Raw genomic sequence first — 25,856 nt, forward strand, 5'->3', positions numbered from 1 at the left:
GAAATCGTGAACCTCCTAAAGTCGGTTTCCCTTACTCTCCTATCCCTTCGACAAGTGATTGTTGAGCTTGCCGAAATACTCAGGGGCCACATCGTTTACTCATTATTTAAGATTTGATAAATAAGAATTCATGAATCTCATTCTTCGATTTCAGGCAATAAGTGTTGCATTACCTTCTTTTAAAGAAACTTTTTGCTCACATGATTTTTATGGTTTTAAAGGAGTTCGTGAAATGAATAAATTGATTTTATTATTTTTCTATTATTGCAGGCAAGATATAATCAGTCATCATTTTATCAACATTGGTATGAGCCCCAGGTTTGTTATATGCTGAAGCCGTAATTACAATAACAAAAGGGATATCTTTAAAAATTAAAATCTTATTGCCTCCATTTCCAGTACAAAAAGACACTTCATAATCTTTATCATCTACTGTATATGTTTTATTCCAAAAAAGGTAACCATAATATCCATCTTCTATTCCTGCATAAGATTGTGATACTTGTTTGGCTAAACTTTTTTCTACCCATTCTTCAGTTAAGATTTGTTTACCATTCCAAAGCCCTTTGTTTTTATATAATTGTCCATATTTAGCAAAATCCACAGCACGTAATGCTATACCACCACCTGTATATGCAATATTTTGAGGGGTATAAAACCATTTATAATTGGTAATATCTAATGGCTTAAATAATTTTTCATCGGCATAGGAAGCGAGTCCATCTGGAACAGATTGATGAATGATATCTCCTAGCAAACCAGAACCAGCAGTAAAGTAATTATAATCCCGACCTATTACCTTGTCTTTATGCATGGGCAAATCTAAAGCAAATTTCACCCAGTTATCAGTAGATTGCATCTTATCTTCAGTACCTGGACTTTCATCATCCCAATCATCACCTAGAAATCCAGAACTCATGGTTAAAAGCGATTTTAATGTTACAGAATCTTTTTTAGCACTATAATTCTTATATGACTTTAAATCGTAAAAGTCTTTTAATAAGGCATTTTCATTTTTTATAAATTTATCTTTAATGGCAATCCCTAGTATTGTAGAAGCAAATGATTTTCCTACTGATCTAGTGTTGTGCAAACTATCTCTTGTTACATTGTTAAAATATTCCTCTACTAAGAGTTTACCATCTTTTATCACTACAATTCCGTTAATATATTCAAATCTACCTTCTGCTATTTTTCTATTGAGAGCTTCAATTTTATTGTAGTCAAAATTATCTTTAGAAATTTCCCAACCACTATTAGGTTCTATTTTCTGAACAGGAACTAAATTTTCATCAATAACTATTTTAGGCACTTCTACAGCAATAGTTCCTTTTGCTAAAAGAGGACCAATTTTTAATACATCTCCCTTTAAATAAGGTCTTACTTCGATACTTAACGTATGGTTTCCTTCTGTAAATGCATCTAGCCCACCATTAATTTTCATAAATCTTTGCCACATAAACCAGCCCCAAAAATTTATTTGTTCTGGCGCTACTAACGGTATTACTTGTCTAAGTTTCTCTGTTTTTCGAGTTTTTGGTCCTGCTCCAGTGTTTAAGTTCTCTACATAAATTATTTTTCCATCTACCAAATATGAAAATTGAAAATTTCCTTTACGTAACAATTCTTCTTCAGATAGGCTTGGTGCTAATTCTTGAAGATTTTGTATCAATGGTTTATCTAAGTTGAAAACAATACTTAGGTAAGCATCGTTATGTAAATTGAATTTTTTTGAATACTTCTCTATTTTACCTTTAACTTTTGTAAAGTCTACTGTTGAAAAAGATAAATTCTCAATTTCGTTTGAATTTGTATTATTTAATTTCGACTGACTATTATTCTTGCAAGATATTAATAGGCATACAATAAGCACTAAAAGATAATTCGATTTCATGGTTATAAATTAATTTTATTTGTTGTTGGTATTGGGTTTTTAATTGAATTCAAAATTCGTGTAAGAATATCCTTAAAAACTGTATTAAATTAACCCGGCAATTTTTCATATTAATTTTTTTGTAAAGAAAACTTTTTTTTGTCATCAGATGTAACAATTGTCGTTATTAGATGTCCTAAACTATAGTATCAGACTATTTTGTTAATCCATAAATAAAAAATTAAATTCTGACTACATGAAATGTTAATCTTTTGAAATGATAAAAAATATTAAACTTATTATTATGTTGGATTAAAACATGACAATATTGAAATTTTGAGTGGATGAGTATATCGCTATATGAGCTTTTTCTGGTATTGATTATTGGTCAGTGTATTTTTTTGATTTTTGCCATTCAGTATATTCCTAAAAAGAATACAGGAGCAAACAGGGTTATACAGTACTTATTAGCTATCTATAGCCTTTTTTTATTTGAAAGAGCTATGGGCCATCAATTTGAAAGAGATTTTTTGAGGCTATATGGTAATATCATTAATACTTTTTATCTTTTTATTGGGCCTTTAGTTTACACGTATATTAGGCGGTTACTTTTTTATAAAAATGGAAATTATCAGTTAGCATACTATCACTATTTGCCAGCACTATTATATGTAGGATACTGTTTTTTTCATATTTATTATTATGATTCAATAATAGATTTTAAGAGCTATTTTACTACACTTTTGTTTTGGAATGATGTCATTTTTTTTATTTCTATTTCAGCTTATTTATTCAAATCCAGTAGACTACTTAATTACTATAAGCAGAATGAAGGACAAGAACTATCCTTTAATCAAACCATTATAAAATATATAGAGATTATGCTGATTGGTATGTTGGTTTATATGATTTTTTGGTGGTTAGGCATTGTTGAACGCTTTGTTGTTAAATTACCAATTGATATTAGAATGATTTGGGATATATCATGTTTAATCTTTGGTATACAGATTTATATAGTAGGTTTTTATAATTTAAAACATCCAGAAATATTCAAAATTCGTTTTCCCTCTAAGAATGAAAATATACCTAAAAGAAAGAATATACTTGACGAAAAAGAAATTAGTAAGATTCAAAATCTAGTTGATTCCTTCTTCGAGGAAAAGAAAGGACACCGCAGACCAGAATTAAGTTTGTCAATTTTAGCTAATGAAATTAATACTACCACTAATAAATTATCATGGATTCTCAATAATATTTATAAAAAAACTTTTTACGAACTGGTTAATGAATATCGAGTTGAGGATTTTTCAAAAAAAATCAATCAAAATAAGCATAAAGAATTTACACTAATTTCTATAGCGTTTGAGGTTGGATTTAATTCTAAATCTACTTTTTATAAGGCATTTAAAGAGATTACAAACGTCACTCCTTCAGAATTCATTAGAAAGGTTGAGAACTCGCAAAGACAATGAGTATTAATAAATAGGTAGGTTGTCGAAACGATGTACGGCGCAGTTCATTTTGTTATTTTTTTATAAAAAAACGAAATAAATCTCATTTAAAACTTATACATGGAGCTGAAGAAATTATTAACAAATTAGAGTTGAATGCGTTTATAATTGCATATGCAAGCATTCAAAATATATAATGCAAATGCATTATGATACACGTGACAATATCCAGAAAGTCTGGTGGACTTTCGATATTGTTGGCGAGATGGTTAAAGTAAAATGACATATGCATGCATTTTACATAATTACAGATTGGACAGCAGATTATTGATTAATAGCTTTTAGATGGGCATATACCGGTTGTCCTTTTACTTTCATCTCTACTTCTCTGTCAAAAATCTTAATACCTTTTACTTGATTAAGTTTTCCGTCTGGAGCGAAAGCCTTAACAGCATAGAATTCCCCATTTTCATTTATAGCTTTAACATTAACAATATTACCTGAACGACTAATCCCTTTTATATCTAGTTTTTCACCTTCTGTTGTTATTGCTTTAATTTCGTAAACAGTACCGTTTTTTCCAATGGCACTTACAGGTGAATATTCGTCTGAACTTTGCATTATTTTAACAGGTAGTTCGAACCCCTCTACAAATGCCTTAATATTCATAAAACTATGTTGTTCTGAATCTTGTGTTGCTTTTACATCAAATGTATTGCCTTCAGCATCAAAAGCTTTTACATCTAGATTTTTACCATCAGCAGTTACCGCCTTAATATTCCAGATAATTCTTTCAAAATCAGTTTTATATGTTCTTTTCTTATTAATTTCCGATTTTTTAAACATTTTAAACTCAGCTTCATTAGCAGCCGGGTGCATTGCTTTAACATGAGCATGGATTCCAACACCTTTTAATGTCATCTCTCTTTCTCCTCTGTTAACTTTTATGCCTTTAATATCATTCTGTTTTCCGTCTGGAGAGATAGCTTGCAATCCAATATATTTTCCCTCTTTGGTAATGGCTTTCATAATGACAATATTTCCAAATCTTCTAATGCCTTTTATATCCAGTTTTTCACCTTCTTCTGTTATTGCTTTAATGTCATACGTATTTCCTTCATTACTTATAGCTGCAACAGGTGCAAATTGATCATCATTCAATAACAACTTAACTGGTAATTCCTCACCATCATCTGCAATAGCTTTCACATCTAAAAAGCTATCTTGATCAGAGTTTTGAATTGCCTTAATGTCGAATGATTTCCCTTCTTTATCAAAGGCTTTAACATCTACGCTTTTTCCATCTGGAAGAATGGATTTAACATTCCAATAGATATTGTTAACTTTTACAATTTCCTCTGTTTCAGTTTTACTGGTTTCATCTTTTGAAGGGCTATTATTACAGCTCGTTACTAAAAATAAAAATCCAAGAATAAATACATTATAATTAATAGACCTAATGAATGAATGGTTTGAGTTTTTCATAATTAAAAATTATGATTATCCGTAATATGCAATAATGTAATTCTTTAACGTCATTCCGAACCTGCCTGCATTACCGCAGGTAGGCAGGTTTATTTCGGAATCTCATTTCGTTTATAAACAATCAGTCATAATGAGAACCTGAAACGAGTTCAGGTTGACGATTATGGTATATGATATATTACAGATATTCAATTAAAACTTAACTTTCGAATTATCCTAAAAGTAAAAAAAGATGATACTATTTTTTATGATATTAGTCATAAAAAAATAGATGTATATTGATTCCACACACCTGTCTGCCGACAGGTAGGCATTATGCTCCCCTCCTATACTTCGACTTCGATCAGCATAGGTTCGTTGTATAAAAATTGTTTCATTACCCTTTTTTAAAGAAATATTCGGTTAGAAGACTTTTAAAGAATATTTAGAAGTAAAAAGTCAGCGTACCTCCTCTCCCATATTTCCAAAGATTCTTAATCTTAAAAATTATGTCCTACAAAAGCAAAGTGACTCTTCGGAAAGGCCCCTGACACCACTTCGACAACACTTCGACAACACTTCGACAAGCTCAGTGTGGCAGCTCAGTGTGACAGCTTAGGGTAATACATAGCGCAAGTATATAATGATATATTTATGTTGTAAATAGCCACAGGATTTTAGATCTGGTACCGAGATTTTTAAGTACTATATTATACTACTACAGTCATATCATCAAGCCGTAGCATTAATCTTTTGAGCCCTGGAAAGGTTTTGAACCCGAAAACTATCCACGTTATCTATCAGTCTATTAAACTATGGATCACATACGCTGTAACAAATCTATCCTACCAATGTTCGGTTCCCGGTGCTCCTTTAAAAGGTCCGACCAAATCCGGAGTGATCCATCCTGCATAAAATTCGCTGGATTGGGCTTCTACTTGTTTTCCATCGATATAACATTCAAGATGCTGAGGATAGAACGCTAAATAATCTTTTAATGCTGAAAATGCTGGAAAAGGATTTGGATATGACCACGCCACGGGCAGATTGTTAAAGGATTTCAAAGTAAAGTACACCGCATTCCCCTTCCATTCACACATCGAAGTTTTGTTGGGTATACTAACGAGCATACTCATATTAATATCACGCATAGGGATATAATATGTTGGTGGACTAGCGGTCTCAAGAACTGCAAGCGTATCACGAGAATGTGCGATCCCTGTACCCTTATGACTGACTATTACCGGTTTGCTCACTTTTTCGATAATCGGAGGGCGCGGAAAATCCCAAACAGATCGTTGCCCTTCCTTTGGTGCTATTGCAAATGGCGGTCTTTTATTACCGGTGTTACTCCAACTTTCACGAGCCTTTTGCAACCAATTGCTGGTCGTTTTTCTTTTTTTGTTTGATCCCATAGATTTAGCCTGATAATCTTATTATTTATTTGGACTTTTTTAATTGGACTTAAAGATAATACAGACATAGAAGCTTTCCTATATGATTTTTTAAATGGCAAATATGCTCTATGAAGCAACTACGCTGCACATTCTATATAAAAAAAAAGGTGAATTTAAACAATATTAGGTTGCGAATTCGTGCGTATTTACATAGATTGCAGAGCTTGGTAAGGTGATCCCCAGTATAGGTTCTCATGGACTTTTTATGCACTCCTAAACTACTCAATACTGATAAGGATAGTAACCCGTTGGTTGAGTTTTTATTTTATATTCCGATTGAAGAAAAGTAACGAGATCAATAAGCTCCTGAACAGTCATAACTTCATTGTAATTTTTCATCTTTGAAAGACCTCCTTCGTTGGTAGCTTCGGCAGAGGTTTTTTGTTTGTAGCTCGGTGCGATTTTGTGAGAAGGATTGATAACCGAAGTAACTAGATCTCCATAGGATTTCTTAATAGATACTTCACCGCCGAGTTGTATGTTAAGAGTATCACTTCCTCCCTTCCACTCGATCCCCGAAATACTATGACATTCATTACAGGACAATCTCTTATAGGTCGCTTTTCCTTTTTCAATGTCGCCTACAGGTAATGTAAACCCGCGCGCATCCTCATTGCAACTACTTATAAGTAAGCCTCCACAGAATAAAATGAACACCAGTAAATAATTCGACAGGTTGCTCAAAGTTTTGTTTTTACCAGACATAACTTTATTGTTTTAAATTAAGGATTCGATTCACCACCATAATAACAGATGAAAGAAAGATAGTGATTAAAAAAAATTGAGAAAATGACTTTTATCAGCCTTAGCAATACAAGTTTTGGTGGATATAGTATCAAAATAGTTAGTTTTTAGGTATTTATAACCGCTTTTTCTTCCAAAGTAAAGTAATCTTTGGCGTAATCTATGACAACGAACCCTTACATTCTATCCCTATCAACCAATTTTGCTTTTTTATTTTTAGGGGCTATCTTTCCTATATATTACCGCCAGGAAAATCGCTGTAACAGGCACTATAGTAACTGATAAAAATCATTGTAATACGCTGGATAAAAACTTAATATCGTTATCATAAAATGATGTACTATGAAAAAAAAAGTATTAATATCGACTGATTTTTCTAAAAATGCTCAGAATGCGATCAACTATGCGATCAACCTATATAAACAAGACTCCTGTGAGTTTTATATCCTAAATACCTATACTATTGAAGCTTTTACAATGGAGCTTGATGCTATAAGACATATAGAAGAATCTAAACAAAAATCTATAACAGGATTAGCCAATATTCTTGATGGACTATCAGCTAGTAATGATGCACCAAATCATCAATATCATATGATTTCAGAGCGCGGTCCTTTAATAGAAACCATGAAAGAGATCATAGACAAGCGAGATATCGATATTGTCATTATGGGAACCAAAGGAGCCACGGATTCCAGAACACAAATCTATGGAAGCCAGACCGTACTCGCCATGGAAAGAATTAGAAACTGTCCTGTTTTAGCTATTCCGGCAAAAGCTATCTTTAAAAAAATTAAGGAAATCGTTTTTCCAACAGGTTATATAACTCCTTACAAGAGAAGAGAATTTCAATACTTGATCGATATTGCAAAAAACACAGGCGCAGCGATACGTATTTTACATATTCTGGAAAAGGATAAACAACTTGACGCAGACCAACGTAATAACCAAAGACTTTTAAAAGAATATTTTGAAGGATTAGAATACTCTTTTCATATAGTAGAAGATACGAAGGTACAATCGGCTCTTAATTCTTTTATTGAAAATCGTAATATTGACCTGGTTGCTTTTATTAATAAAAAGCATAATTTCTTTAGTTGGATTCTGTCTATACCCATGGTGAAAAATCTAACGCATCATTCCACTATTCCGGTACTCGCATTACATGATTTAAAAAACTAGTAAATGATATAAAAACTCATAACTGCTAAGTATAGACATGCATTATCTCAACGAAAGTCACATCTTGCTTTTTCTTTTGCAAATCCTTGTTCTTCTTGGTTGTGCCAGAACGCTTAGTGTGATCTTTGAGGCTGTTAAAATTCCCGCCATCGTTGGAGAAATTCTAGTGGGTATCCTATTAGGCCCGACACTTCTTGGGCGAGTCTCTCCTTCCTTACAGCTCTGGCTTTTTCCCTTGGACCAGATACAATCAACCATGCTTGAGACTGTCTCCTGGCTTGGTGTGTTCTTTCTATTACTTTCTTCGGGTTTTCATGTGGATATTAGAAAGGCAATTCGTAGTGGTCGTGCCGCTATGCTCATTGGCATTGTAGGGGTACTGTTTCCTATATTGATAGGCTATCCGGTGTTTAGTACTTTTGATCCTATCTATTGGGGAGAGAAAGCAAACGGACTCTCATTTACGCTGTTTTTGTCTGTTGCGTGTTCTATTACTGCCATATCTGTAGTTGCCCGTACCCTTGATGATCTTGACATCAGTAAAACACCAAAAGGGTCCCTTGCCCTTTCATCTTGTGCTATCAATGATATTTTTGGATGGTTTTTATTCACCTTGGTTATTTCATTGGTGACACCACATACGTTAAGTACTATTGAATTGTTGGGTTCGGTTATCGGTATAATTGGGTTTGTAATCTTAAGTTCTACTTTTGGTGCTAAAATTTTAAGCACTGCCCTGCGCCGTGTAGAAGCAACCTCATTAACCCAGCCGGCAGCAACACAAACCTTAATCGTAAGTTTAGGGTTACTTTGTGGAGCTATCACGCAGTGGTTAGGTATTCATGCTATTCTAGGGTTCTTTCTGGCCGGCACTATCGCCGGAAGCGCGAAAGGTGTATCAGATGATCTTCGTAACAGTGTTTCTGACACGTTGCATGCTATTTTTGTGCCTCTCTTCTTTGCAACACTTGGTCTCAAAATCGATTTCTTAGCTGGTATGGTACTATGGCCTACGTTCATCTTTTGCACGGTCGCGATCCTGGGCAAATTTATTGGCGCTTGGCTAGGAGCCAGACTTGGCAAACAGTCTCAGCAAACGTCCATTTTAATGGGGGTTACTTTTATTCCGGGAGGTGCCATGGAAATTGTAGTAGCTACACTTGCACTTGAACTGCAGTTAATAGGACAGGCCATATTTGTAGCGATCGTATTTGCTGCGCTAATATCTTCAATTCTGGCTGGTCCACTAATCGGAATTCAAAAACGTCGTATGGGACTTGACGTTCGAAGTTAAAACTACATCTTTCAAATCTTTAAAATGTCGAAGTATCAAAAAGGCGTTGAACCCAACAAAATATAAGAAACCATTATACTGCATCAGTATATAAAATTCAAAGAAAACATCTGCCAAACCAGCATAATACAAACAGCAATGCCAAAAAGGAATTAGGATTTCTACCCTACTTTCCTCAATATCTCCAAAGGTGGGCTTTGTAGCACACTTTTAATATTGCTTAAGCCAATAGCCAATACCAACATCACGATACCTGGCAAAAACAGTAAAAATGGAATCCCCGAAGGCACAAACGATTCTTCGAACAGCAATGTCGCCAACAATTGACTGCTAATTAATGACAATAAGATCCCTGCCAGGCTCCCCAATATTCCTAAAAACAAATATTCAAGTGCTGTGATGCGAAGGATCTGTTTACTCCTTGCCCCTAGTGTACGTAATAATACACTCTCTTTAATACGTTGGTATTTACTGGTGCGTACCGAACCTATCAATACGATAAGACCTGTAAGAATGCTAAAGAAAGCCATGAAATTGATAACCCAGGATATCTTTTCTAAGATGTCTTTGATGACCGTATATATCTGCCGAAGATCGAAGACTGTGACATTTGGGAATTTATGTACCAGCTCGCGTTGCAAGGCTGCCGACCTGGCATTATCGGATACATGAGTCGTGAGCACGTGAAATTGCGGTGCTTGTTCTAGTACCCCTTTAGGAAAAACGATCATAAAATTCAATTGTAACCTTGTCCAGTCTACTTTTCTAATACTTCCTACGGTGGTTGGCATCAATACTCCTTGTACATTAAAGACAATAGGATCTCCCACTCCTATTTTGGCATCTTCAGCAAGACTCTCTGAGATAGAAATGGTAACTCCTTCACCCGGTTTAACCTCCTCCACCCAACTTCCTTCTATAACAGATTCTGAAGCGATGAGCGAATCACGAAAGGTTGTTCTAAATTCATGATTCAACACCCATTCATTGATAGTTGAACTTGTATCTTTTCGAATTTCGTTAACCAATTTTCCTTTGATGCTATGCATGCGCATGGTAACAATCGACAGGTTATCGATGACTTCCGAGTCTGTAAGCTTAATGCTCGCAACTACGTCCTCCCGTTGCTCAGGCTGCACATCTATCAGGATAATATTAGCATTGTCCGGACCGTTGTCCAGCGCCGTTTTTGCCAACAGTATGTCTTTTGTAAAATATAAAGTGCTGATCAAAAAGGTGCCCAGGCCTATGGCAAAGATGAGCACCGTGGTCTGATTATTGGGCCGAAAGAGATTTAATAGACTTGTTCGAGCGGTAAATCCCCAAGCTGTAGGGAAATAGCTCTTGATTGCCCTAATAAATAAAGCAGAGATACCAGCAAGGATAGCAAAGGTGACAAAAATACCCACGACAAAGACTAAGGCAAATAGCCAGTCCTTAAAGATCCAAAGAGAAAACAAAAGGATAAAAAGTAAGATCGCTCCAAAGGTGAATACTCGTGCTTTTTTGGACTGTACCGGTTGCTCTTCGGATACCCGCAATACTTCTAATGGTGAAATATACCAGGTACCGAGCAAGGGCAGCAATGCAAACAATACCGACATAAAAACACCGAGCAATAACCCCATAAAAATTGGCGGTAGACTAATCGACATTTGAACATCAAAGGGTAAAAATTCCTCTAAAAGAAATGGAAGTGCCTGTTGGAGTCCTACACCCAATACCGTACCTACAACGCCTCCAATGAGGCCCATTGCCGCAATCTGAATCAGGAAGATAAAAAAGGTCTGTTTTCTACTGGCTCCCAAACATTTTAAAATGGCAACATCGGTTAATTTCTCCTTGATATAAATATGAACAGAACTGGCAATACCGATGCACCCCAGTAGCAAGGCTATAAACGCTGCCAAATTGAGGAACTTACCCAGATTTCCATAACTACGTCCTATTTGCCGACTGGTACTGGTATGGGTATCAAGGTCTGCATTTTCGGCATCCAAAACCGGATCTAAGGTCTCCTCTAATTGGTCTAAGTCCATTTCTGGCGCAACAAAAAAGTATTGATATTCCTTTCTACTGCCCAATTGTAGCAGTTCGGTCTGTTCTATAAATCGAAAAGGAATAAGCACAGTTGGAGCGACAGCCGTTGAGATCCCCGAACGGCCAGGCATTGAATGAATAGCACCTGTTATAGGCAGCGTAATTACCCCTAACTTGATCGAATCACCAGGCTTAATGTCGTATTGTAGCATTAGGGTAGCATCTACTAACGCTCCTCCTTTTTGTTGATACTCAGCAGCTGCAACCGCAGGTTCAGTCTCCAAGGTTCCGTAGAACGGGAAGTTGCCTTTCATACCGCGTACTTGTACCAATTTGGCAGCCCCATTTTTTGGAAACGCTGCCATAGAGGGAAAGTTGACTTCATTAGCATCTGCTCCTAAAGAGTCGATGATGGCCTGAACTCTATCATTAGGGGGTTGCCGGCTATCAATAATAAAATCAGCACCTATTAACACTTTGGATTGACGCGCGATATTCTGTTGCACATTTTCGCTGAATAATTGTATCGAAACCACAGCAGCAATACCAAGAATGATCGACGCCATGAATAGCAATAGCCTCGAAATACTGGCTCTTCCATCACGCCATGCCATCTTTAGTAGCCAGGAGATACCAACTTTTGAATATGAATGCTTCTTCATCACTGTGATAGGGTTCTCTCGTTGGTCATAATTTTTCCACCTTTTAATCGAAGGATCTGTTGTGTTCTGTTTGCAAGGTCGAGATCGTGAGAGATAATTACTAACGTAGTTCCGGCTTCCTTATTCAACTCAAAAAGGAGCTGTATTACCTTTTCGCCGGTCTCTTCATCTAAATTTCCGGTAGGCTCATCTGCAAATAAGATAGAAGGTGAATTTGAAAAGGCCCTGGCCAGAGCCACGCGTTGCTGCTCTCCACCTGATAATTGCGAAGGATAGTGATGAAAGCGATCCGCTAGTCCTACCTTTTTGAGTAATTCCATACCCTTTTTGGCAGCATTCTTAACTCCCTGTAGCTCCAGGGGTACTATCACATTCTCCAGCGCAGTTAATGTAGGTAACAATTGAAAATCCTGAAATATAAATCCCACCTCTTTATTTCTTAATTGCGCACGTTCATCTTCATCCAGTTCTTGTAGATTATGGCCGCATAGTTCAACAGTGCCCGAATCTTGGTGATCCAATCCGGCGCAAAGTCCAAGTAAAGTGGTTTTACCACTCCCAGAGGGGCCTACAATAGAAAAGGTAGCTCCTTTTTCAACCTCAAACGAGATATCGTGTAAAACCTTAAGTTTTTTTGAACCACTGCTATAAGTTTTCTCCAGCTCACGAATCTTTAATATCTTTGGCATATTGATTTTCAATTAATTCTATAGGAAATGCTAAGCATGAAAAGTAAGCAAATGGTTTCAAATTTATATAGTGGTAATAGGCAGATTTCCTTAAAGTTTTGTTATTTTTTAGTCTTTAGTTTACTACTATCTTGCGGAGAGAATAACGTTAAAAAAGTAACAAGTACCCAGAAAGAGACCGTTGAAAATAGTAGCGATACCATTCAAGAATCCGGCACAACGAAGACCATTCTTTGTTTTGGGGATAGTTTGACTGCCGGCTACGGACTAGATGACATTGATGATGCATATCCCGCCATACTTCAGTCAAGGTTAGATTCTTTAGGTTTACAGTACACGGTCATCAATTCGGGACTAAGCGGAGAAACTACAGCCGGAGGAAGAAGCCGCATAGGTTGGGTACTCAATCAGAAAGTTGATGTCTTTATATTAGAGTTAGGCGCCAATGATGGATTACGTGGGGTTCCTTTAACTGAAACGCGAGAGAACCTTCAGGCTATTATCGATGCGGTACGAAGCAAAAATCCTGAAACTAAGATCATTTTAGCCGGTATGCAGTTGCCCCCTAATATGGGACCTGAATATATTACAGAGTTCAGAGCTATTTTTCCTGAGCTGGCTCAGAAGAATAAGCTAGAACTCATTCCCTTTCTTTTAAAAGATGTTGGCGGCATCGCAGCACTGAATCAGGCAGACGGTATCCACCCCACTGCAGAGGGCCAAAAGATCCTCGCCAAAAATGTGTGGGCCGTTTTGGAAAAGGTGGTAAAATAAAAAGGTCAGGTTTAATCTTGTCAATCACTTTTGTATAATAATTATTCTATTAACATCTATTGAAGAAGCTTTTATAAGCCTTTTTTGAAGAAAATTACGTCGGCATCCTAGTTTATCACAAATTGGTAGATGAAAAACTTTTGATGGCAGATTACATTTTAACGTTGTTTTCCTTTAATCTGACTTAGTGATAAACATTAAAATACTATTAGGTTATGAAATTTACAATAACACTTATAACAGGAACCACGTCGTTTACTCATTATTTAAGATTTGACAAATAAGAATTCATGAATCTCATCCTTCGATTTCGGGCAATAAGCCTGTCTGCCAAAACAAAGTGAAGGAGGATGTTGCATTACCTTTTAAAAAAGGAACTTTTAACTCACATTGCTGTTATTGTTTTAGAGATTCATGAACTCGAACCCTAGCAAAGTGGCTGTATTACCACTTTCATGAATCAGATACTTTTTTACCATAGAAACCATCAAATTTATATACTAAAAAACCTAGAACTAGATTAAGAAGACCAAGGCCGGTTTCTAATGGTTGGGCAAATAGTAAGTATATCAATACCCAGAGACTCAGCACCAAAAAGATAATTTGCGGAATAGGAAAAAATGGACTTCTAAAGCCTATTTTGCTTTTATTCTTTTTTCTGGCTACAAATACCCCCGCCACCGCTAGAGCAGCAAATAATTGCAATACAAAACCACTATAGATCATTACCTGTTCAAAAGTTCCGGTAAGTAATAATAGCAGGGTTATTACTGTTTGAAGCCAAATAGCATTTATGGGAACCTTATTTTTTGTTTTTTTGGAAAACAACCTCCATAATTGATGATCTTCGGCCATCACTTGAGTTACCCTTGGCCCTGCCCATACCATGGCACTAATACTCGATATTAACATTAATGCTATACCAAAACTAATAAGCTCCCCTCCTTTTTCACCAAAAAGCGAAATCGCGGTGATCTGTCCGATTTCTAGTTGTCCACGGATATTTTCTATCGTATTTTGCTTTAAGAATACAAAATTCAATAATAAGTAAAGTACACTTACCAAAGCGGTACCTAATAATAATGCTTTAGGTAAGTTTTTACGATTATCCCGTATTTCATCTACAATGTATGCTGCTGCGTTCCATCCTGAATATGAAAAAGTTACATAAACAAATGATACTGCAAAAGCCGGCAATATGATTTCTTCTTTCCAGCTTTGATCCCATAGATAAGCTGATGCTATTGAAGTCTTTGTTAATCCAAAATAAATCAATACCAAAATTAGAGACACCTTTAATATGGTAGTAGTATTTTGAAGTATGCTACTCCTTTTAATGCTTAGCGAATGAAAAAAACTAATGATCAAAATAGTAGTTATGGCCAAAACCATATCAGGAGTTTTGACATAAGGTGAGATGTATTTACCTAATGCCATCGCAGACAGTGCAATAGGTGCAGAAAATCCAATAGTAAGAGAAACCCATCCCGATAAATATCCTAGCAAAGGATGAAACGCTTTAGAAAGAAAATGATATTCTCCTCCTGATCGTTGCCAGTAAGTTCCAAGCTCTGCATAACTCAGAGCTCCACACATGGCCATTAAAGCACCGAGTATCCATAAAATGATAATGGACCAAGTATTTGTGGTATCTACTAATTGAAATCCTAAACTGGTGAAAATTCCAGCACCTATCATATTAGCAATTACGATGGCGGTAGCGGTAAGTAGTCCTATGGTATTATTAGCCTTGGTCATTTGTGTCACTGATCTTTTACATAAATATTTAGTTTTTCTTCCTTCATAGAGAAACCTTCTACTTCAGTTGGTAGTTTTTCATGACATCCCAGAACTAAGATTGCTCCTGAACGCATAGCTGACCTGATTTTGTTAAAAATGTCTATTTGAAGTGTAGTTTCAAAGTATGTAGCTACCAGATTGCGACAGAGCACCAGATCAAAAACTCCATAAGGCTGTGCTATACGAATATCTTGCTGCATCCATTTAATATTTTTTTCATATTGCGAATGAATACAGTATTCATTTCCCTTTTTAACAAAGGCTATATCCAGCCATTCTTTGGGTAACCCCTTTAAGCTACCCGGCGTGTAACAACCGATTTTCGCCCGTTTCAATAATTGCGCATCAATATCGGTTGCTGCGATATGAAAATCTAAACTTGGAAATTTTTCTTTAAAAACAAAATTCCAAATCAACGACAGCGTATAAGGTTCTTCACCAGAAGCACAACCAGTGGACCAAACGCGAAGTGGGCGCTTTTCTAAGAGGGCTTGCTGAGCCAATAGTGGTAATATTTCACCTTTTAAAAAATCAAAAACCGCCCAATCTCTATAAAATCTGGAAATGGTTATTCTACACATTTCGTCAAGTACTTCCCACTCAGAATCATGTGTTGTTAACCAACGTTTGTATTCCTCAAAGTCTTGCAAGTTCAGTACTTTCAGACGTCGTCTGATTCGCTTACAAACCTGGTTACGGACTTTTCTAAAACCTGCCCATCGCATTTCCATTTGAGGAAGTGCCCATTGTAAAAAACCGACACAATCCTCTTTCATTACATCAATTTTCTATTTAGCCAGGAGTGGTCATTATGTAGGATCCGTTTCCAGTAGGTAGACATTCCACCAAGTTTTTCTTTAGCCAAACTTTCAATTTCTTTTTTATCGACTTTCCTGTTTTTCAATTGAAAATGTAAGATTTGTGGCTGGTCTATAGGTTTTCCGATTTGTGATAGAATAAAGACTCGAGCTTGATCTGCAAACTGATGCTGCACAACTGCACGGCTCAAATCCATTGCAAAATAATTGTATATTTTACCTGTATGACTTACCGGGTTTTTACCAGAGGTTGCCTCCATACTCATGGGATAATATGGTGTTATCAACCCGTTAATTCTGTTTCCTCTGCCTACTTGTCCGTCATCTCCATGTTCTGCACTAGTACCGGTCACCGTGAGATAAATGCTTTCGCATTTATAGTCATCTGCTGTATTGATTTGAATGGATGGTTTAGGCAAATTTAAGCTCGCAGCTATAAACTCTTTTACTGATTCGATTTTAGAGATGTAATCATTTAAATCGGAGATATATCTATCGATCATAGCAATAGCAATGGTAAAATATTTTTTTGACCCTTCTTTGACACCCATTACTTTTATATCTTCACCAACGAAAGGAAATTTATTTTTTGTAATTGGGTCATTTAATAGTTTCTCTATGCTAATAATAGTATTTTCTACAGTGGTCAAAGGATAAAAACCGGCTCCAAACGATGTATCATTGGCTAATGGAATTTCTCCTTTTCCAAAACGATTGAATAGCTCGACCAAATCTGTACTTCCGGGACGTATTTTTGCTGTAACTTCAATATCTTTTGTGTTATCTAGATGTTTGATGTTATCTTTCAGCCATTTTTTCGCAGTTTCCAATGCAATTTCTTCTACCGAAATTTTTTTATCTTTTACTTGCCACGTAGCTCTGCCAACAATAATCAGTGAAATAGGTTTTATTACTTTTCCGCCATGGTATGTTGGTTCTGATTGTCCACCAATCAGAAGTGCCTTATCAACATTATGATGCATTATGGTTCCAAACTCTTTTAAATAATAATCGCAAAGTGCTATAGAAATCTGTTCGGTGATTTCATCACACATAGTGTCTGGATGGCCAACACCTTTTCGCTCAGCCATCTCAACGGTATCATCGGTAAGTTCTCCTATGATGATATTACGAGCCATTTTAATTTGCTTTATTATTTTTCAGTTTACAGATAATGATGTATTTAGTTCTTTTTATTTTTCCTTGTAAAGGGTACAAAACGTACCGGAATCAAATTTTTAGTGGTGATTTTGTTTTTTTTCTTTTTTACTAAAACCAGATGACTAACAGCATGATGTGGGCCTACAGGAATGATCATTCGCCCCCCATCTTTTAATTGATCGATCAGTGGTTGAGGAATAGAATCTGCCCCTGCAGTAACCATTATAGCATCAAAAGGAGCCTTTGTAGGCCAACCATGATAACCGTCACCCCATTTTACTGTTACATTGGTATAGCCCAACTTTTGTAATCGATCTTTAGCGGTAAGTGACAGGTTCTTTACAATTTCAATGGTGTAAACACTATCTATAATTGCAGCGAGAACTGCTGCTTGATATCCAGAACCTGTACCTATTTCTAACACTCTATCACCAGGCTCCAATTGCAATGCCTGTGTCATATATGCTACTATATAGGGTTGGGAAATGGTTTGACCATTACCAATAGGCAGAGGGCTATCTGAATAAGCATATTTTTTGACATTTTCAGGAACGAATTGATGCCTGGGAACATCAGACATTGCCTGAAGCGTAGCAGAATCACTTATATCCCTTGCTTTCAGCTGCGTCTTTACCATCAGTTTTCGTTTAGACGTATCATCTTCTTGGGCAAAACCCAGAATAAGAACAATACACGTTATGGCAGCAATAATCTTTTTCATGTAATAAAAAGTGACTAGCAACTTAGGCTATTTAAAATTAAGTCACAATGCGAAACATAGCAATGACTAATATCATATTGTGAAAGTTTGATGATAATTGTAAAAAGACACTCCTGAATCCTTTGTCAAGATTAATTAACCGAAAACTAATTTAATATTGCGATATGGATAAACTTAGAAAAAAGGCGTTTGGAATTCTGCTCGAATATGTTAACCACTGCTTTCATGACATGCCAAGGCGTTCCATGATAGGTTTCAAGTCAAAGTGGTATGTTGCATCCTTAAAAGTGATTATTTCGGGTGTCCAGTCTTTGTCAAATATCACTAAGTAATCAGTGAGATTCATGTCCTTTTTCTTTTTCTGTATCGGTGGGTTAAGAATAATCCCAAATTCTTCATGTATTTGGGTATAAAAAGAGGAGTCAATATCATAAGGTACAATTAACAACAGGCGTTGAGGGGAAATCAATTCGTTTATCTGTCTTATTTCCCACCAAAGCCCTTCAGAACTACCCGCACGAATAACTACCAGGGCTGCTTTTTTAATGAGTTTTCTTACTTCCTATTGCCAGTCCTTATCCTACAAGTGTATTCGTGATGCGGATTAGCATTGTTATCCAGATGCAATTGCGCTAATTGGAAGATTGTTACCATTTTTCCATACGTCTAACGAAAGTAATTTTCGCAATCCCTAATCATCTATTGGGAAGTCATGTGTAATGGTGATTTTAATCGATTTTTCTGAAGTTGAAGGGACAATATATTTAATAAAATCTTCGTCAAAAGGATTATGAAGTGTAAGATCAAGTTGTTGATCTTCAATTATTGATGCAGTTGCAATGCTATTGTTTGGTTCGAGTTGGTCTGCAGTTGAGGCAATTCTAACCGTTTTTCTTAGTTTTTCCAGACCATTTGGATATAAGAACCCCATATTATACCTGGCCATCTTCCATTCTTCTTCTGTATTCATTAAATCATTAGTGCATTCTGCGCCACAATTCATAGGGTGATTAAGTCGAAAAGATGTATGAAGAAAGCACAAATACCTCCCAAATAAATTGCCAGCAGATCTTTGAAATCAAAAACTGCGTTTGAAGAATATATTTCAAACCAACTTGAGAGTCTTGAAATTTGAGTATTGTTTATCTGCATAATTTCGAATATTGTATTGATTAGAATCCAGATACAACATATTAAGGTGTAAAACCTTTTTTTTTAGTAATAATTCCTGCTGTTAATAAACTGAAGCTCACAACATGAATAAAGGAAGGTAGATTATCTCCTATCGTGCCAAATAGCTCAAGCTTTGAATTGCTTATGGAATATCGATAGGGAAACCAAGTAGTTTGCCCTGCAGGTCGGTCAATGATGTAAATAAGAGCACCGGATATTAATAAAAGAAAACCGATAAGTACTTGGTATTTATTTACAAGAATTTTATTGATATTTTTTACAAACCCCTTCATATGATTCTATAGATATGTATTTTTTCAATTTACCAAGTAGAAGATACATCTAATGATATGTATTGACTATGACAATTATCATTAAAAATCAAGCAGTTATGTAACTCAAGGATAGATTTTATTTGTAATTGTTCTATTGCTGATTAAGAATGGGTATCAACATTAACCTATCAATTTATTAAACTCGTACATGAAATAGAGCTTCCTGTTAAATCGAATATTTTGTACTATGGAATTAGATTTGAAGATTGCGTTATAGAAAAAGGCTGTTGCCAAATTTAGACCACCTGAATTTCGCCATCGTGAAAATTGATATTTCAAATAACCATGATATGTGTGTAGCTATCATATCATCTTAAATCTAAACGCATGATGTGTTCGAGCAATGTTATACTACTATAGTTATACCAACATGCCGCAGAAATCATCTGAGCTATTCCGAGGTAATTTCAAACTTACAAAAAGAACAATAAAAAAGCCCATAACTAGTAGTTATGAGCTTTTTAATAACCTGAAAATATATGCTTAGATAACTTTTACGTTAACTGCGTTTAATCCCTTGTTGCCTTCTTGTAGATCAAATTCTACCTCGTCGCCTTCACGAACTTCGTCTACCAATCCAGAAATGTGCACAAAATGATCTTTGTCGGCACCTTCTTCGGTGATAAATCCAAAACCTTTAGCTTCATTGAAGAATTTTACTGTTCCTTTATTCATTGTAATGTAATTAAATTTATTTAAATATTTGAATGACAAAGGTGACTCTATTTTTTGGATATACAACAAATTAAATGACTTATTTTCAATTTATTACTAAATTAAGCTTCGCTACATGCTTATCTCATCAAATGTGACTGTTGTGCAATACCGTATGTGTGAGGTAGAAGAAATTTATCATGGTGTCATTAGCATATTATAGTTGTATCAATTGAACATAGTCGAATTTTTAATATACTTACTATTAATTATAAAAGTAATACTGTTAAATATTCTATAATTGTAGTAGAATACAGAAATACAATTCTATTTTTGTTCAAAAATTATTAATAACTATTAAACAAATGAAAAGAATAATTTATCTTTTAGTTCTTACAGTATCAACGTCTACGTTTGGTCAGTCTACTATTAACGGCCTTTTAAAGGTCAAAAGCGATGTGTATTTTGCAGATAGAGACAGCGCTTATGCCGATCCGTACTATGGTTTAAAAAAACTTATTTATGGCAATAAGCGTTTTGCCGAAAACAAGAGTATTAATCCTCGACAAACCGACGCAGACCTAAAAAATAATGAATTAGGACAAAAACCTTTTGCTACGATTATTGGATGTGCTGATAGTCGGGTTCCAAACGAAATTATCTTTGATCAAGGAGTAGGAGATTTATTTATTACCAGAACTGCTGGACAAGTAATGGCAGAAGCGTCATATGGCACCATAGAATATGCCACTGTAGCCTTGAATACTAAATTAATTGTGGTACTGGGTCATGAGAGTTGTGGTGCGGTAGATGCGGCCATGAAATTGCCAGAAAATCCTCCCGGACATGTAGTAAGCTTAATTAATGCGATAAAGCCATCGGCTCTAAAGGCGAAAGCAGCAAATTTAGATGATACCAAAGAACTTGATTTTGCTGTACGATCGAATGTGTTAGAACAAGTCAAATTATTGCGTAGTTTAGAGCCCATATTAAGTCGTGAATTTGACAAAGGTGAAGTTCTAATTGTGGGTGCAGTATATAATCTTAGTTCGGGGAAGGTCGAATTTATAGAAGAAACCATTACCAGTCTCCCAAAATTCAAATAAAAATACAATATAAGATATATGAAAAAACGAATTGTATTATTAATGCTAAGCTTATTTTCTTTTACACTAAGCAAAGCACAATCTCCCGATGAAAATCAATTAGGTGCCTGGTATATGTATTTTTACAACATAAACTTCAAAGAGTCTAATTGGGGAATACAGGGTGATTTTCAGTATCGGGACTGGCGGGGTCTTGGTGATCGCGAGCAATTACTTTTACGATCCGGTATCACCTACTCTCCCGAGGATTCTGGTGTAAAATTTACTTTAGGTTTTGCGAATATAACTACGGGAAGATTTGGGGAAGATATCGATGCTCCTGTTTCTGAAAACCGTATCTACCAGGAAGCTCTTTTCTCAAATACGGTTTTGAAACGCTTACTTCTTACGCATCGTTTTAGATATGAGCAGCGTTGGGTTGAAGATCAGGATTTCAGAACACGGTATCGCTATAATTTATTTTTGAACGTGCCTATAAATAATTCAACATTAGTGAAAAACACCTATTACGTAGCACTCTACAATGAAATTTTCATTAATGGTGAACGCAAAATCGGTAATGATCGTGAAGTACAATTTTTCGATAGAAACAGAACATACCTTGGCTTAGGATATGCCTTAAACAATACGTTGAGAATACAATTGGGTTGGATGGAGCAAACTACAGCAAACTGGCAAAAGGGACAGTTACAGTTTAGTCTACATCATACTTTTTGATTTGACGTCTATCAAAGCAAATTTTGACTCAGCATACAGAACTGTCATTTTTAATTCAGTACACTCATAATTAATGTATTACCCCCTGATATTCTAACAAGTTCAGAATACAGGGGAAATTTGGTTTTCATCAATTCTCCACTTAGAACAAAAAAATATCTCTAAGAATAGTAACTGCTTTTTATACTGTCTATACCATCTCTTCACTATTTTTTAAAAATAGTGCTCCACGTTTTCTACATTTTATACTTTGCTTGATAAGCCTGTCGTAAATGAATATCCTGATAAAAATTGATGTTAATTATGATTAGTTTAAGAAAGAATATTGTATCTTTTATAAGCCGTTGAAATGTTTAATTCTACCAAAATAGTACTCATCGTTTTTGCACTTGTTGTGTTTTCAGCACGTACTTGTGTACAGGATACTAGTACCTCTAGCATAGAAGAGGAAGAGATTACAACCACAATAGAGACAAAAGCTGATAAAGCAAATACAGAAGCTTTTACCCCTACCAAAAGCTCATTTGAGGAGTGTTCAAAAATTACCCGGGGAGTCCTCATCACTCATTGTGGTAGTTGTCACCAAAGTTCTTTAAATTCGCATAAAGCGGGTGCTATCAAGTTTTTTGATCTGGATATGGGAACCCATTGGCACACTTCTTTATCGCAGGAAAACCTGCCGGGAATTGCCAGGCGTACCCAAAATAAAAGTACTATTACCAAACACCAGAAAGAAGCAATTGCTACTTTCTTAAAGTTAAAGGACTTACAGTTGCAGAAATAGACTGCAAGAAATCAAAGCTACATATACATTTTAAAATCTAACACATAGATTTTAGGTTACTGTATTTATAATACCACATTCATATGATCATGTGTTAGCATCAATCTTTAGAGCCTTAGAAAGGTTTTGAACCAAAACACTGATGTGATTCATTCATTACTTTATTATTTAGAGTTGTTATGATTGATATATTTACCCACTACGATGGCCGTAAGAATCACCAAATAAAACTGTCCCAACATCCCTATCAAAATTGCCGCTTTCTGAGCTAGCGAGCTTATCGGAACAATGTCACCATAGCCAATAGTCATCAGAGTGATGTAGCTATAATACATCAATCTTTCTGTAAGGATTTTTGGCTGGTTTATAGTTGCCTTAAGACCTTCAAAAGATCCAGGATATGTCATTTCTATGCTTAAGCAAATAAAAAAACTAACAAGTCCCAACGAAATATAGCCACTAATCAATCCAAAGATCACATTTTTAGTGACAATTTTGGTTCGCCATACTTGACTAATAATTTCATAAGTAACTGTTGTATAAAACAAAAAGGATACTCCCATGTTAATGAATGCAAGTAGTTTATTTCTTTTTTCTTCGAACAACTCAGCCCAGAAAACTATTCCTGCTGTTATCAACAAGGCAATAAAAAACCACATCAATTTTTTCTTTTGAGAAATCAAAACTATGCCAGCCAATAAATTGAGTAAGAATAGAATTGGCGATAGAATTACTTCAAAAAAATCTCCACGCACTATTAAGGATCCAAAAAGGATAGCCAGCTGACTGAACAGAAACAATTCAAATCGATATGGGTATATCTTATTGAGCATTTGTATGATTTCAAAAGCTTTTAATAGAATTTATAATTTAAACAATCTATTTATGATAGACTCAATAATTGACAAGAAATGGTTTTCATTTTCATTTAAAAGTGTTTTAAACATAATTTTCCTTAAGTTTTATATACAAACAAGGATTGTTTTTATTTCAACATCTCATTAAATAGTTAGGGTTAATTTTATACACGTGCAATCACATACTACCTATTATTTGAATATGCAGCAATTTCAAAAGCGATCTTTTTATGTATTTAAAAATATGAATATGAAATAATTAAATACTTAATGACTATAAAAATAGTTTTATTACTATAAATATAGTCATACATTCAAAATTAGTTCTATATTTGTCTTATGAAAGAACTTACAAAGGCAGAAGAACAAGTAATGCAATATATATGGAAACTAAAAAAAGCCTTTCTTAAGGACATTGTAGAACAGTTTCCCGAACCGAAACCTGCATATACAACAATCTCTACTGTGGTAAGAGTTTTAGTAAAAAAAGGATTTTTACAGTATGAGTCGTTTGGCAAAATTCGCCGCTACTTCCCTACCATATCTAAAGAAGGTTATTTTAAAAAACACATTAATTCGGTTATTGCTAACTTTTTTAGTGGTTCCAAAAGTAAGTTTGCTCTCTTCTTTACTCAGGATGAGGATTTGAATTTAACAGAATTGGAAGAGATGAAACAAATGATCGAACAGAAAATAGAAAAACTAAGAGAAAACAATGACTAATTTTTTTCAATATCTATTTGAGGTAAGTATAATATTCGCAATACTCTATGTCATATACAGCCTATTTCTGAGTGGTTTGACCTTCCATCAATCAAATAGATGGACATTGCTACTACTACTGCCTGTTTCTTTGGGGCTACCTTTTCTGGACCTCTATACTTTGCTTTCTCTACCAGATACAGAATTACTAAATACAACGATTAAAACACCTTTATTTCATTTAGATAAAATCAGCGAGGTTTCGGAAATAAATAATACCGCTATTGATCTTACCAACAATTATGGTTACTCGCTATGGATTATCCTCTTAGTTTATTGCATTGGAACCTGTTTATTTTCTACGAGACTTCTTATTTCTATATTTAAGATTTATCAACTTAAGAAGAATTCACAAAAAATAAACATTGACGGTATATTAGTATTTGCCAGTACTATTTCAAATCCATTCTCTTATTTCAACTGGATCTTTATACCAAAAACGCAGATAGAAAACATCAGTACACTTATAGTGAAACATGAAGCAACGCATGTAAAACTTAGGCATTCAATCGATCTACTTATTACGGAGTTGTTTGTTATTATGTTTTGGTTCAATCCGCTGGTGTATTTTTATAGAAAAAGTCTTAAGTCTATTCATGAGTTTCAGGCAGATCAAGGCGTACTCGATACTACTATTAAAACTTCTGACTATTTAAAATTAATTCTTGATAGCATACAAAAAACCTATCAAGAACATTCCTATAGTTATTTCAATAATCCTATCATCAAAAAACGAATCAAAATGATCACAAAAGCTAAATCAAAAAAATTATTAACAGCAAAGTATTTATTGGTAGTATTAGGCGCTGCATTGTTATCTGTAGCTTTTGCTAAGCCTCAACTTAATTCTGTATCCCCAGAAAATTTGAATACAAAAGTTTTACCTATAGCAGAACCACCTTCTATTTTTCCAATTAAAGAATGGTCTCAAGATAATATTACCAGCACATTTCAGCAAAAAATAAGACAACCTATAACTGGTGAGATTTTGATTCATCAGGGAATTGATATTAGAGCTTTAAAAGGAACACCTATAATTGCCACAGCAGACGGTATTATTGTAAAAGCAGATGCAGAAGGAGATTGGGGTAACCTTATCGTAATTTCTCATGCAGATGGTTATCAAACTAGATATGCTCACCTAGATGGATTTAATGTAATAAAAGATCAATCTGTTAAGAAAGGTGAAGTCATCGGATATGTTGGTAATACAGGACTCTCAAAGGGATCGCATTTACACTATGAAATACTTAAAGAGAATAAAAGACTTAACCCCCTAGGTTTTATTAAGGAATAAGTACTTCGTTACTCTTTTTTTAAATATAGGCGGTTTCCCCT

Annotated in this window: 23 protein-coding genes; 9 read left to right on the forward strand and 14 right to left on the reverse strand. The window is 35.1% G+C overall.

Annotated elements, in window-relative coordinates; all coding sequences use genetic code 11:
- Positions 1 to 250: 250 nt before the first annotated feature.
- Positions 251 to 1,894 carry a serine hydrolase domain-containing protein gene (locus ACFSJT_RS00270; RefSeq protein ID WP_378318162.1) on the reverse strand — a complete coding sequence of 548 codons (1,644 nt, stop codon included), beginning with the start codon at positions 1,892 to 1,894 and terminating at the stop codon, positions 251 to 253.
- 323 nt (positions 1,895 to 2,217) lie between these two features.
- Here ACFSJT_RS00270 and ACFSJT_RS00275 point away from each other — a divergent pair, with 323 nt between their 5' ends.
- Positions 2,218 to 3,345 carry a helix-turn-helix domain-containing protein gene (locus tag ACFSJT_RS00275; protein WP_378318163.1) on the forward strand — a complete coding sequence of 376 codons (1,128 nt, stop codon included), beginning with the start codon at positions 2,218 to 2,220 and terminating at the stop codon, positions 3,343 to 3,345.
- A gap of 303 nt (positions 3,346 to 3,648) precedes the next feature.
- Here ACFSJT_RS00275 and ACFSJT_RS00280 read toward each other — a convergent pair whose 3' ends face one another.
- The 3 genes from ACFSJT_RS00280 to ACFSJT_RS00290 all read right to left on the reverse strand — a co-directional run bounded on the left by ACFSJT_RS00280 (position 3,649) and on the right by ACFSJT_RS00290 (position 6,950).
- Positions 3,649 to 4,809 carry a DUF7486 family protein gene (locus ACFSJT_RS00280; RefSeq protein ID WP_378318164.1) on the reverse strand — a complete coding sequence of 387 codons (1,161 nt, stop codon included), beginning with the start codon at positions 4,807 to 4,809 and terminating at the stop codon, positions 3,649 to 3,651.
- An 824-nt stretch (positions 4,810 to 5,633) separates the two neighbouring features.
- Complete coding sequence (locus ACFSJT_RS00285) at positions 5,634 to 6,203, reverse strand: DUF427 domain-containing protein (RefSeq protein WP_378318165.1); 570 nt, start codon at positions 6,201 to 6,203, stop codon at positions 5,634 to 5,636.
- A 264-nt stretch (positions 6,204 to 6,467) separates the two neighbouring features.
- On the reverse strand, positions 6,468 to 6,950 hold the full coding sequence (locus ACFSJT_RS00290; protein WP_378318166.1) for a c-type cytochrome: 483 nt from the start codon (positions 6,948 to 6,950) through the stop codon (positions 6,468 to 6,470).
- A gap of 381 nt (positions 6,951 to 7,331) precedes the next feature.
- Here ACFSJT_RS00290 and ACFSJT_RS00295 point away from each other — a divergent pair, with 381 nt between their 5' ends.
- Both ACFSJT_RS00295 and ACFSJT_RS00300 read left to right on the forward strand, forming a co-directional pair.
- The gene (locus tag ACFSJT_RS00295; RefSeq protein ID WP_378318167.1) at positions 7,332 to 8,171 is read left to right on the forward strand and encodes a universal stress protein; all 840 of its coding nucleotides are present in this window, start codon (positions 7,332 to 7,334) and stop codon (positions 8,169 to 8,171) included.
- A gap of 37 nt (positions 8,172 to 8,208) precedes the next feature.
- The gene (locus tag ACFSJT_RS00300) at positions 8,209 to 9,465 is read left to right on the forward strand and encodes a cation:proton antiporter (RefSeq protein WP_378318168.1); all 1,257 of its coding nucleotides are present in this window, start codon (positions 8,209 to 8,211) and stop codon (positions 9,463 to 9,465) included.
- Positions 9,466 to 9,626: 161 nt separating this feature from the next.
- On the opposite strand, the gene ACFSJT_RS00305 is transcribed toward ACFSJT_RS00300, so the two are convergent.
- Both ACFSJT_RS00305 and ACFSJT_RS00310 read right to left on the reverse strand, forming a co-directional pair.
- Complete coding sequence (locus ACFSJT_RS00305) at positions 9,627 to 12,119, reverse strand: ABC transporter permease (protein ID WP_378318883.1); 2,493 nt, start codon at positions 12,117 to 12,119, stop codon at positions 9,627 to 9,629.
- 47 nt (positions 12,120 to 12,166) lie between these two features.
- A complete protein-coding gene (locus ACFSJT_RS00310; protein ID WP_378318169.1) occupies positions 12,167 to 12,856 on the reverse strand; it encodes an ABC transporter ATP-binding protein in 690 nt (229 codons plus the stop codon).
- A gap of 36 nt (positions 12,857 to 12,892) precedes the next feature.
- Here ACFSJT_RS00310 and ACFSJT_RS00315 point away from each other — a divergent pair, with 36 nt between their 5' ends.
- Positions 12,893 to 13,630 carry an arylesterase gene (locus ACFSJT_RS00315; protein WP_378318170.1) on the forward strand — a complete coding sequence of 246 codons (738 nt, stop codon included), beginning with the start codon at positions 12,893 to 12,895 and terminating at the stop codon, positions 13,628 to 13,630.
- A 453-nt stretch (positions 13,631 to 14,083) separates the two neighbouring features.
- Here the strand turns inward: ACFSJT_RS00315 and ACFSJT_RS00320 are convergent, their stop codons facing one another.
- The 7 genes from ACFSJT_RS00320 to ACFSJT_RS00350 all read right to left on the reverse strand — a co-directional run bounded on the left by ACFSJT_RS00320 (position 14,084) and on the right by ACFSJT_RS00350 (position 20,313).
- Positions 14,084 to 15,388 carry an APC family permease gene (locus tag ACFSJT_RS00320; RefSeq protein WP_378318171.1) on the reverse strand — a complete coding sequence of 435 codons (1,305 nt, stop codon included), beginning with the start codon at positions 15,386 to 15,388 and terminating at the stop codon, positions 14,084 to 14,086.
- A 5-nt stretch (positions 15,389 to 15,393) separates the two neighbouring features.
- Positions 15,394 to 16,206, reverse strand: coding sequence for a CheR family methyltransferase (locus tag ACFSJT_RS00325; RefSeq protein ID WP_378318172.1), 813 nt, complete (start codon positions 16,204 to 16,206; stop codon positions 15,394 to 15,396).
- Complete coding sequence (locus ACFSJT_RS00330) at positions 16,206 to 17,387, reverse strand: methionine adenosyltransferase (protein ID WP_378318173.1); 1,182 nt, start codon at positions 17,385 to 17,387, stop codon at positions 16,206 to 16,208. Before ACFSJT_RS00330 ends, ACFSJT_RS00325 begins: the two co-directional genes overlap by 1 nt.
- Positions 17,388 to 17,431: 44 nt before the next feature.
- Positions 17,432 to 18,130 (reverse strand): protein-L-isoaspartate(D-aspartate) O-methyltransferase, encoded by a 699-nt coding sequence (locus tag ACFSJT_RS00335; protein ID WP_378318174.1) that lies wholly within the window; start codon positions 18,128 to 18,130, stop codon positions 17,432 to 17,434.
- A 691-nt stretch (positions 18,131 to 18,821) separates the two neighbouring features.
- Positions 18,822 to 19,100: a hypothetical protein gene (locus tag ACFSJT_RS00340; RefSeq protein ID WP_378318175.1), complete on the reverse strand. Its 279-nt coding sequence runs from the start codon at positions 19,098 to 19,100 to the stop codon at positions 18,822 to 18,824.
- Between the two features lie 223 nt (positions 19,101 to 19,323).
- Positions 19,324 to 19,596: a hypothetical protein gene (locus ACFSJT_RS00345; protein ID WP_378318176.1), complete on the reverse strand. Its 273-nt coding sequence runs from the start codon at positions 19,594 to 19,596 to the stop codon at positions 19,324 to 19,326.
- Between the two features lie 525 nt (positions 19,597 to 20,121).
- Positions 20,122 to 20,313: a cold-shock protein gene (locus tag ACFSJT_RS00350; protein ID WP_378318177.1), complete on the reverse strand. Its 192-nt coding sequence runs from the start codon at positions 20,311 to 20,313 to the stop codon at positions 20,122 to 20,124.
- 344 nt (positions 20,314 to 20,657) lie between these two features.
- Between ACFSJT_RS00350 and ACFSJT_RS00355 the strand changes: the two genes are divergently transcribed.
- From ACFSJT_RS00355 to ACFSJT_RS00365, 3 genes are all read left to right on the forward strand, one after another.
- Positions 20,658 to 21,398 carry a carbonic anhydrase gene (locus ACFSJT_RS00355; RefSeq protein ID WP_378318178.1) on the forward strand — a complete coding sequence of 247 codons (741 nt, stop codon included), beginning with the start codon at positions 20,658 to 20,660 and terminating at the stop codon, positions 21,396 to 21,398.
- Positions 21,399 to 21,416: 18 nt separating this feature from the next.
- Positions 21,417 to 22,115 carry a DUF2490 domain-containing protein gene (locus ACFSJT_RS00360; protein ID WP_378318179.1) on the forward strand — a complete coding sequence of 233 codons (699 nt, stop codon included), beginning with the start codon at positions 21,417 to 21,419 and terminating at the stop codon, positions 22,113 to 22,115.
- A gap of 349 nt (positions 22,116 to 22,464) precedes the next feature.
- Positions 22,465 to 22,899: a hypothetical protein gene (locus tag ACFSJT_RS00365; protein ID WP_378318180.1), complete on the forward strand. Its 435-nt coding sequence runs from the start codon at positions 22,465 to 22,467 to the stop codon at positions 22,897 to 22,899.
- A gap of 164 nt (positions 22,900 to 23,063) precedes the next feature.
- On the opposite strand, the gene ACFSJT_RS00370 is transcribed toward ACFSJT_RS00365, so the two are convergent.
- Positions 23,064 to 23,732 (reverse strand): ion channel, encoded by a 669-nt coding sequence (locus ACFSJT_RS00370; protein WP_378318181.1) that lies wholly within the window; start codon positions 23,730 to 23,732, stop codon positions 23,064 to 23,066.
- Positions 23,733 to 24,095: 363 nt separating this feature from the next.
- On the opposite strand from ACFSJT_RS00370, the gene ACFSJT_RS00375 reads away from it, so the two are divergent.
- The gene (locus tag ACFSJT_RS00375) at positions 24,096 to 24,479 is read left to right on the forward strand and encodes a BlaI/MecI/CopY family transcriptional regulator (RefSeq protein WP_378318182.1); all 384 of its coding nucleotides are present in this window, start codon (positions 24,096 to 24,098) and stop codon (positions 24,477 to 24,479) included.
- Positions 24,472 to 25,815: a M23/M56 family metallopeptidase gene (locus tag ACFSJT_RS00380; protein WP_378318183.1), complete on the forward strand. Its 1,344-nt coding sequence runs from the start codon at positions 24,472 to 24,474 to the stop codon at positions 25,813 to 25,815. The genes ACFSJT_RS00375 and ACFSJT_RS00380 overlap by 8 nt, the downstream gene beginning before the upstream one ends.
- The last annotated feature ends 41 nt before the right edge of the window (positions 25,816 to 25,856 follow it).

Source organism: Aquimarina celericrescens, assembly GCF_042682765.1.
Lineage (GTDB): Bacteria > Bacteroidota > Bacteroidia > Flavobacteriales > Flavobacteriaceae > Aquimarina > Aquimarina celericrescens.

Excerpts from the sequence above, each read along its gene's own strand:
- ACFSJT_RS00270 (WP_378318162.1), bottom strand. The coding sequence starts at position 1,894 with ATGAAATCGAATTATCTTTTAGTGCTTATTGTATGCCTATTAATATCT.
- ACFSJT_RS00275 (WP_378318163.1), top strand. The coding sequence starts at position 2,218 with ATGAGTATATCGCTATATGAGCTTTTTCTGGTATTGATTATTGGTCAG.
- ACFSJT_RS00280 (WP_378318164.1), bottom strand. The coding sequence starts at position 4,809 with ATGAAAAACTCAAACCATTCATTCATTAGGTCTATTAATTATAATGTA.
- ACFSJT_RS00285 (WP_378318165.1), bottom strand. The coding sequence starts at position 6,203 with ATGGGATCAAACAAAAAAAGAAAAACGACCAGCAATTGGTTGCAAAAG.
- ACFSJT_RS00290 (WP_378318166.1), bottom strand. The coding sequence starts at position 6,950 with ATGTCTGGTAAAAACAAAACTTTGAGCAACCTGTCGAATTATTTACTG.
- ACFSJT_RS00295 (WP_378318167.1), top strand. The coding sequence starts at position 7,332 with ATGAAAAAAAAAGTATTAATATCGACTGATTTTTCTAAAAATGCTCAG.
- ACFSJT_RS00300 (WP_378318168.1), top strand. The coding sequence starts at position 8,209 with ATGCATTATCTCAACGAAAGTCACATCTTGCTTTTTCTTTTGCAAATC.
- ACFSJT_RS00305 (WP_378318883.1), bottom strand. The coding sequence starts at position 12,119 with ATGGCATGGCGTGATGGAAGAGCCAGTATTTCGAGGCTATTGCTATTC.
- ACFSJT_RS00310 (WP_378318169.1), bottom strand. The coding sequence starts at position 12,856 with ATGCCAAAGATATTAAAGATTCGTGAGCTGGAGAAAACTTATAGCAGT.
- ACFSJT_RS00315 (WP_378318170.1), top strand. The coding sequence starts at position 12,893 with ATGAAAAGTAAGCAAATGGTTTCAAATTTATATAGTGGTAATAGGCAG.
- ACFSJT_RS00320 (WP_378318171.1), bottom strand. The coding sequence starts at position 15,388 with ATGACCAAGGCTAATAATACCATAGGACTACTTACCGCTACCGCCATC.
- ACFSJT_RS00325 (WP_378318172.1), bottom strand. The coding sequence starts at position 16,206 with ATGAAAGAGGATTGTGTCGGTTTTTTACAATGGGCACTTCCTCAAATG.
- ACFSJT_RS00330 (WP_378318173.1), bottom strand. The coding sequence starts at position 17,387 with ATGGCTCGTAATATCATCATAGGAGAACTTACCGATGATACCGTTGAG.
- ACFSJT_RS00335 (WP_378318174.1), bottom strand. The coding sequence starts at position 18,130 with ATGAAAAAGATTATTGCTGCCATAACGTGTATTGTTCTTATTCTGGGT.
- ACFSJT_RS00340 (WP_378318175.1), bottom strand. The coding sequence starts at position 19,100 with ATGAATACAGAAGAAGAATGGAAGATGGCCAGGTATAATATGGGGTTC.
- ACFSJT_RS00345 (WP_378318176.1), bottom strand. The coding sequence starts at position 19,596 with ATGAAGGGGTTTGTAAAAAATATCAATAAAATTCTTGTAAATAAATAC.
- ACFSJT_RS00350 (WP_378318177.1), bottom strand. The coding sequence starts at position 20,313 with ATGAATAAAGGAACAGTAAAATTCTTCAATGAAGCTAAAGGTTTTGGA.
- ACFSJT_RS00355 (WP_378318178.1), top strand. The coding sequence starts at position 20,658 with ATGAAAAGAATAATTTATCTTTTAGTTCTTACAGTATCAACGTCTACG.
- ACFSJT_RS00360 (WP_378318179.1), top strand. The coding sequence starts at position 21,417 with ATGAAAAAACGAATTGTATTATTAATGCTAAGCTTATTTTCTTTTACA.
- ACFSJT_RS00365 (WP_378318180.1), top strand. The coding sequence starts at position 22,465 with ATGTTTAATTCTACCAAAATAGTACTCATCGTTTTTGCACTTGTTGTG.
- ACFSJT_RS00370 (WP_378318181.1), bottom strand. The coding sequence starts at position 23,732 with ATGCTCAATAAGATATACCCATATCGATTTGAATTGTTTCTGTTCAGT.
- ACFSJT_RS00375 (WP_378318182.1), top strand. The coding sequence starts at position 24,096 with ATGAAAGAACTTACAAAGGCAGAAGAACAAGTAATGCAATATATATGG.
- ACFSJT_RS00380 (WP_378318183.1), top strand. The coding sequence starts at position 24,472 with ATGACTAATTTTTTTCAATATCTATTTGAGGTAAGTATAATATTCGCA.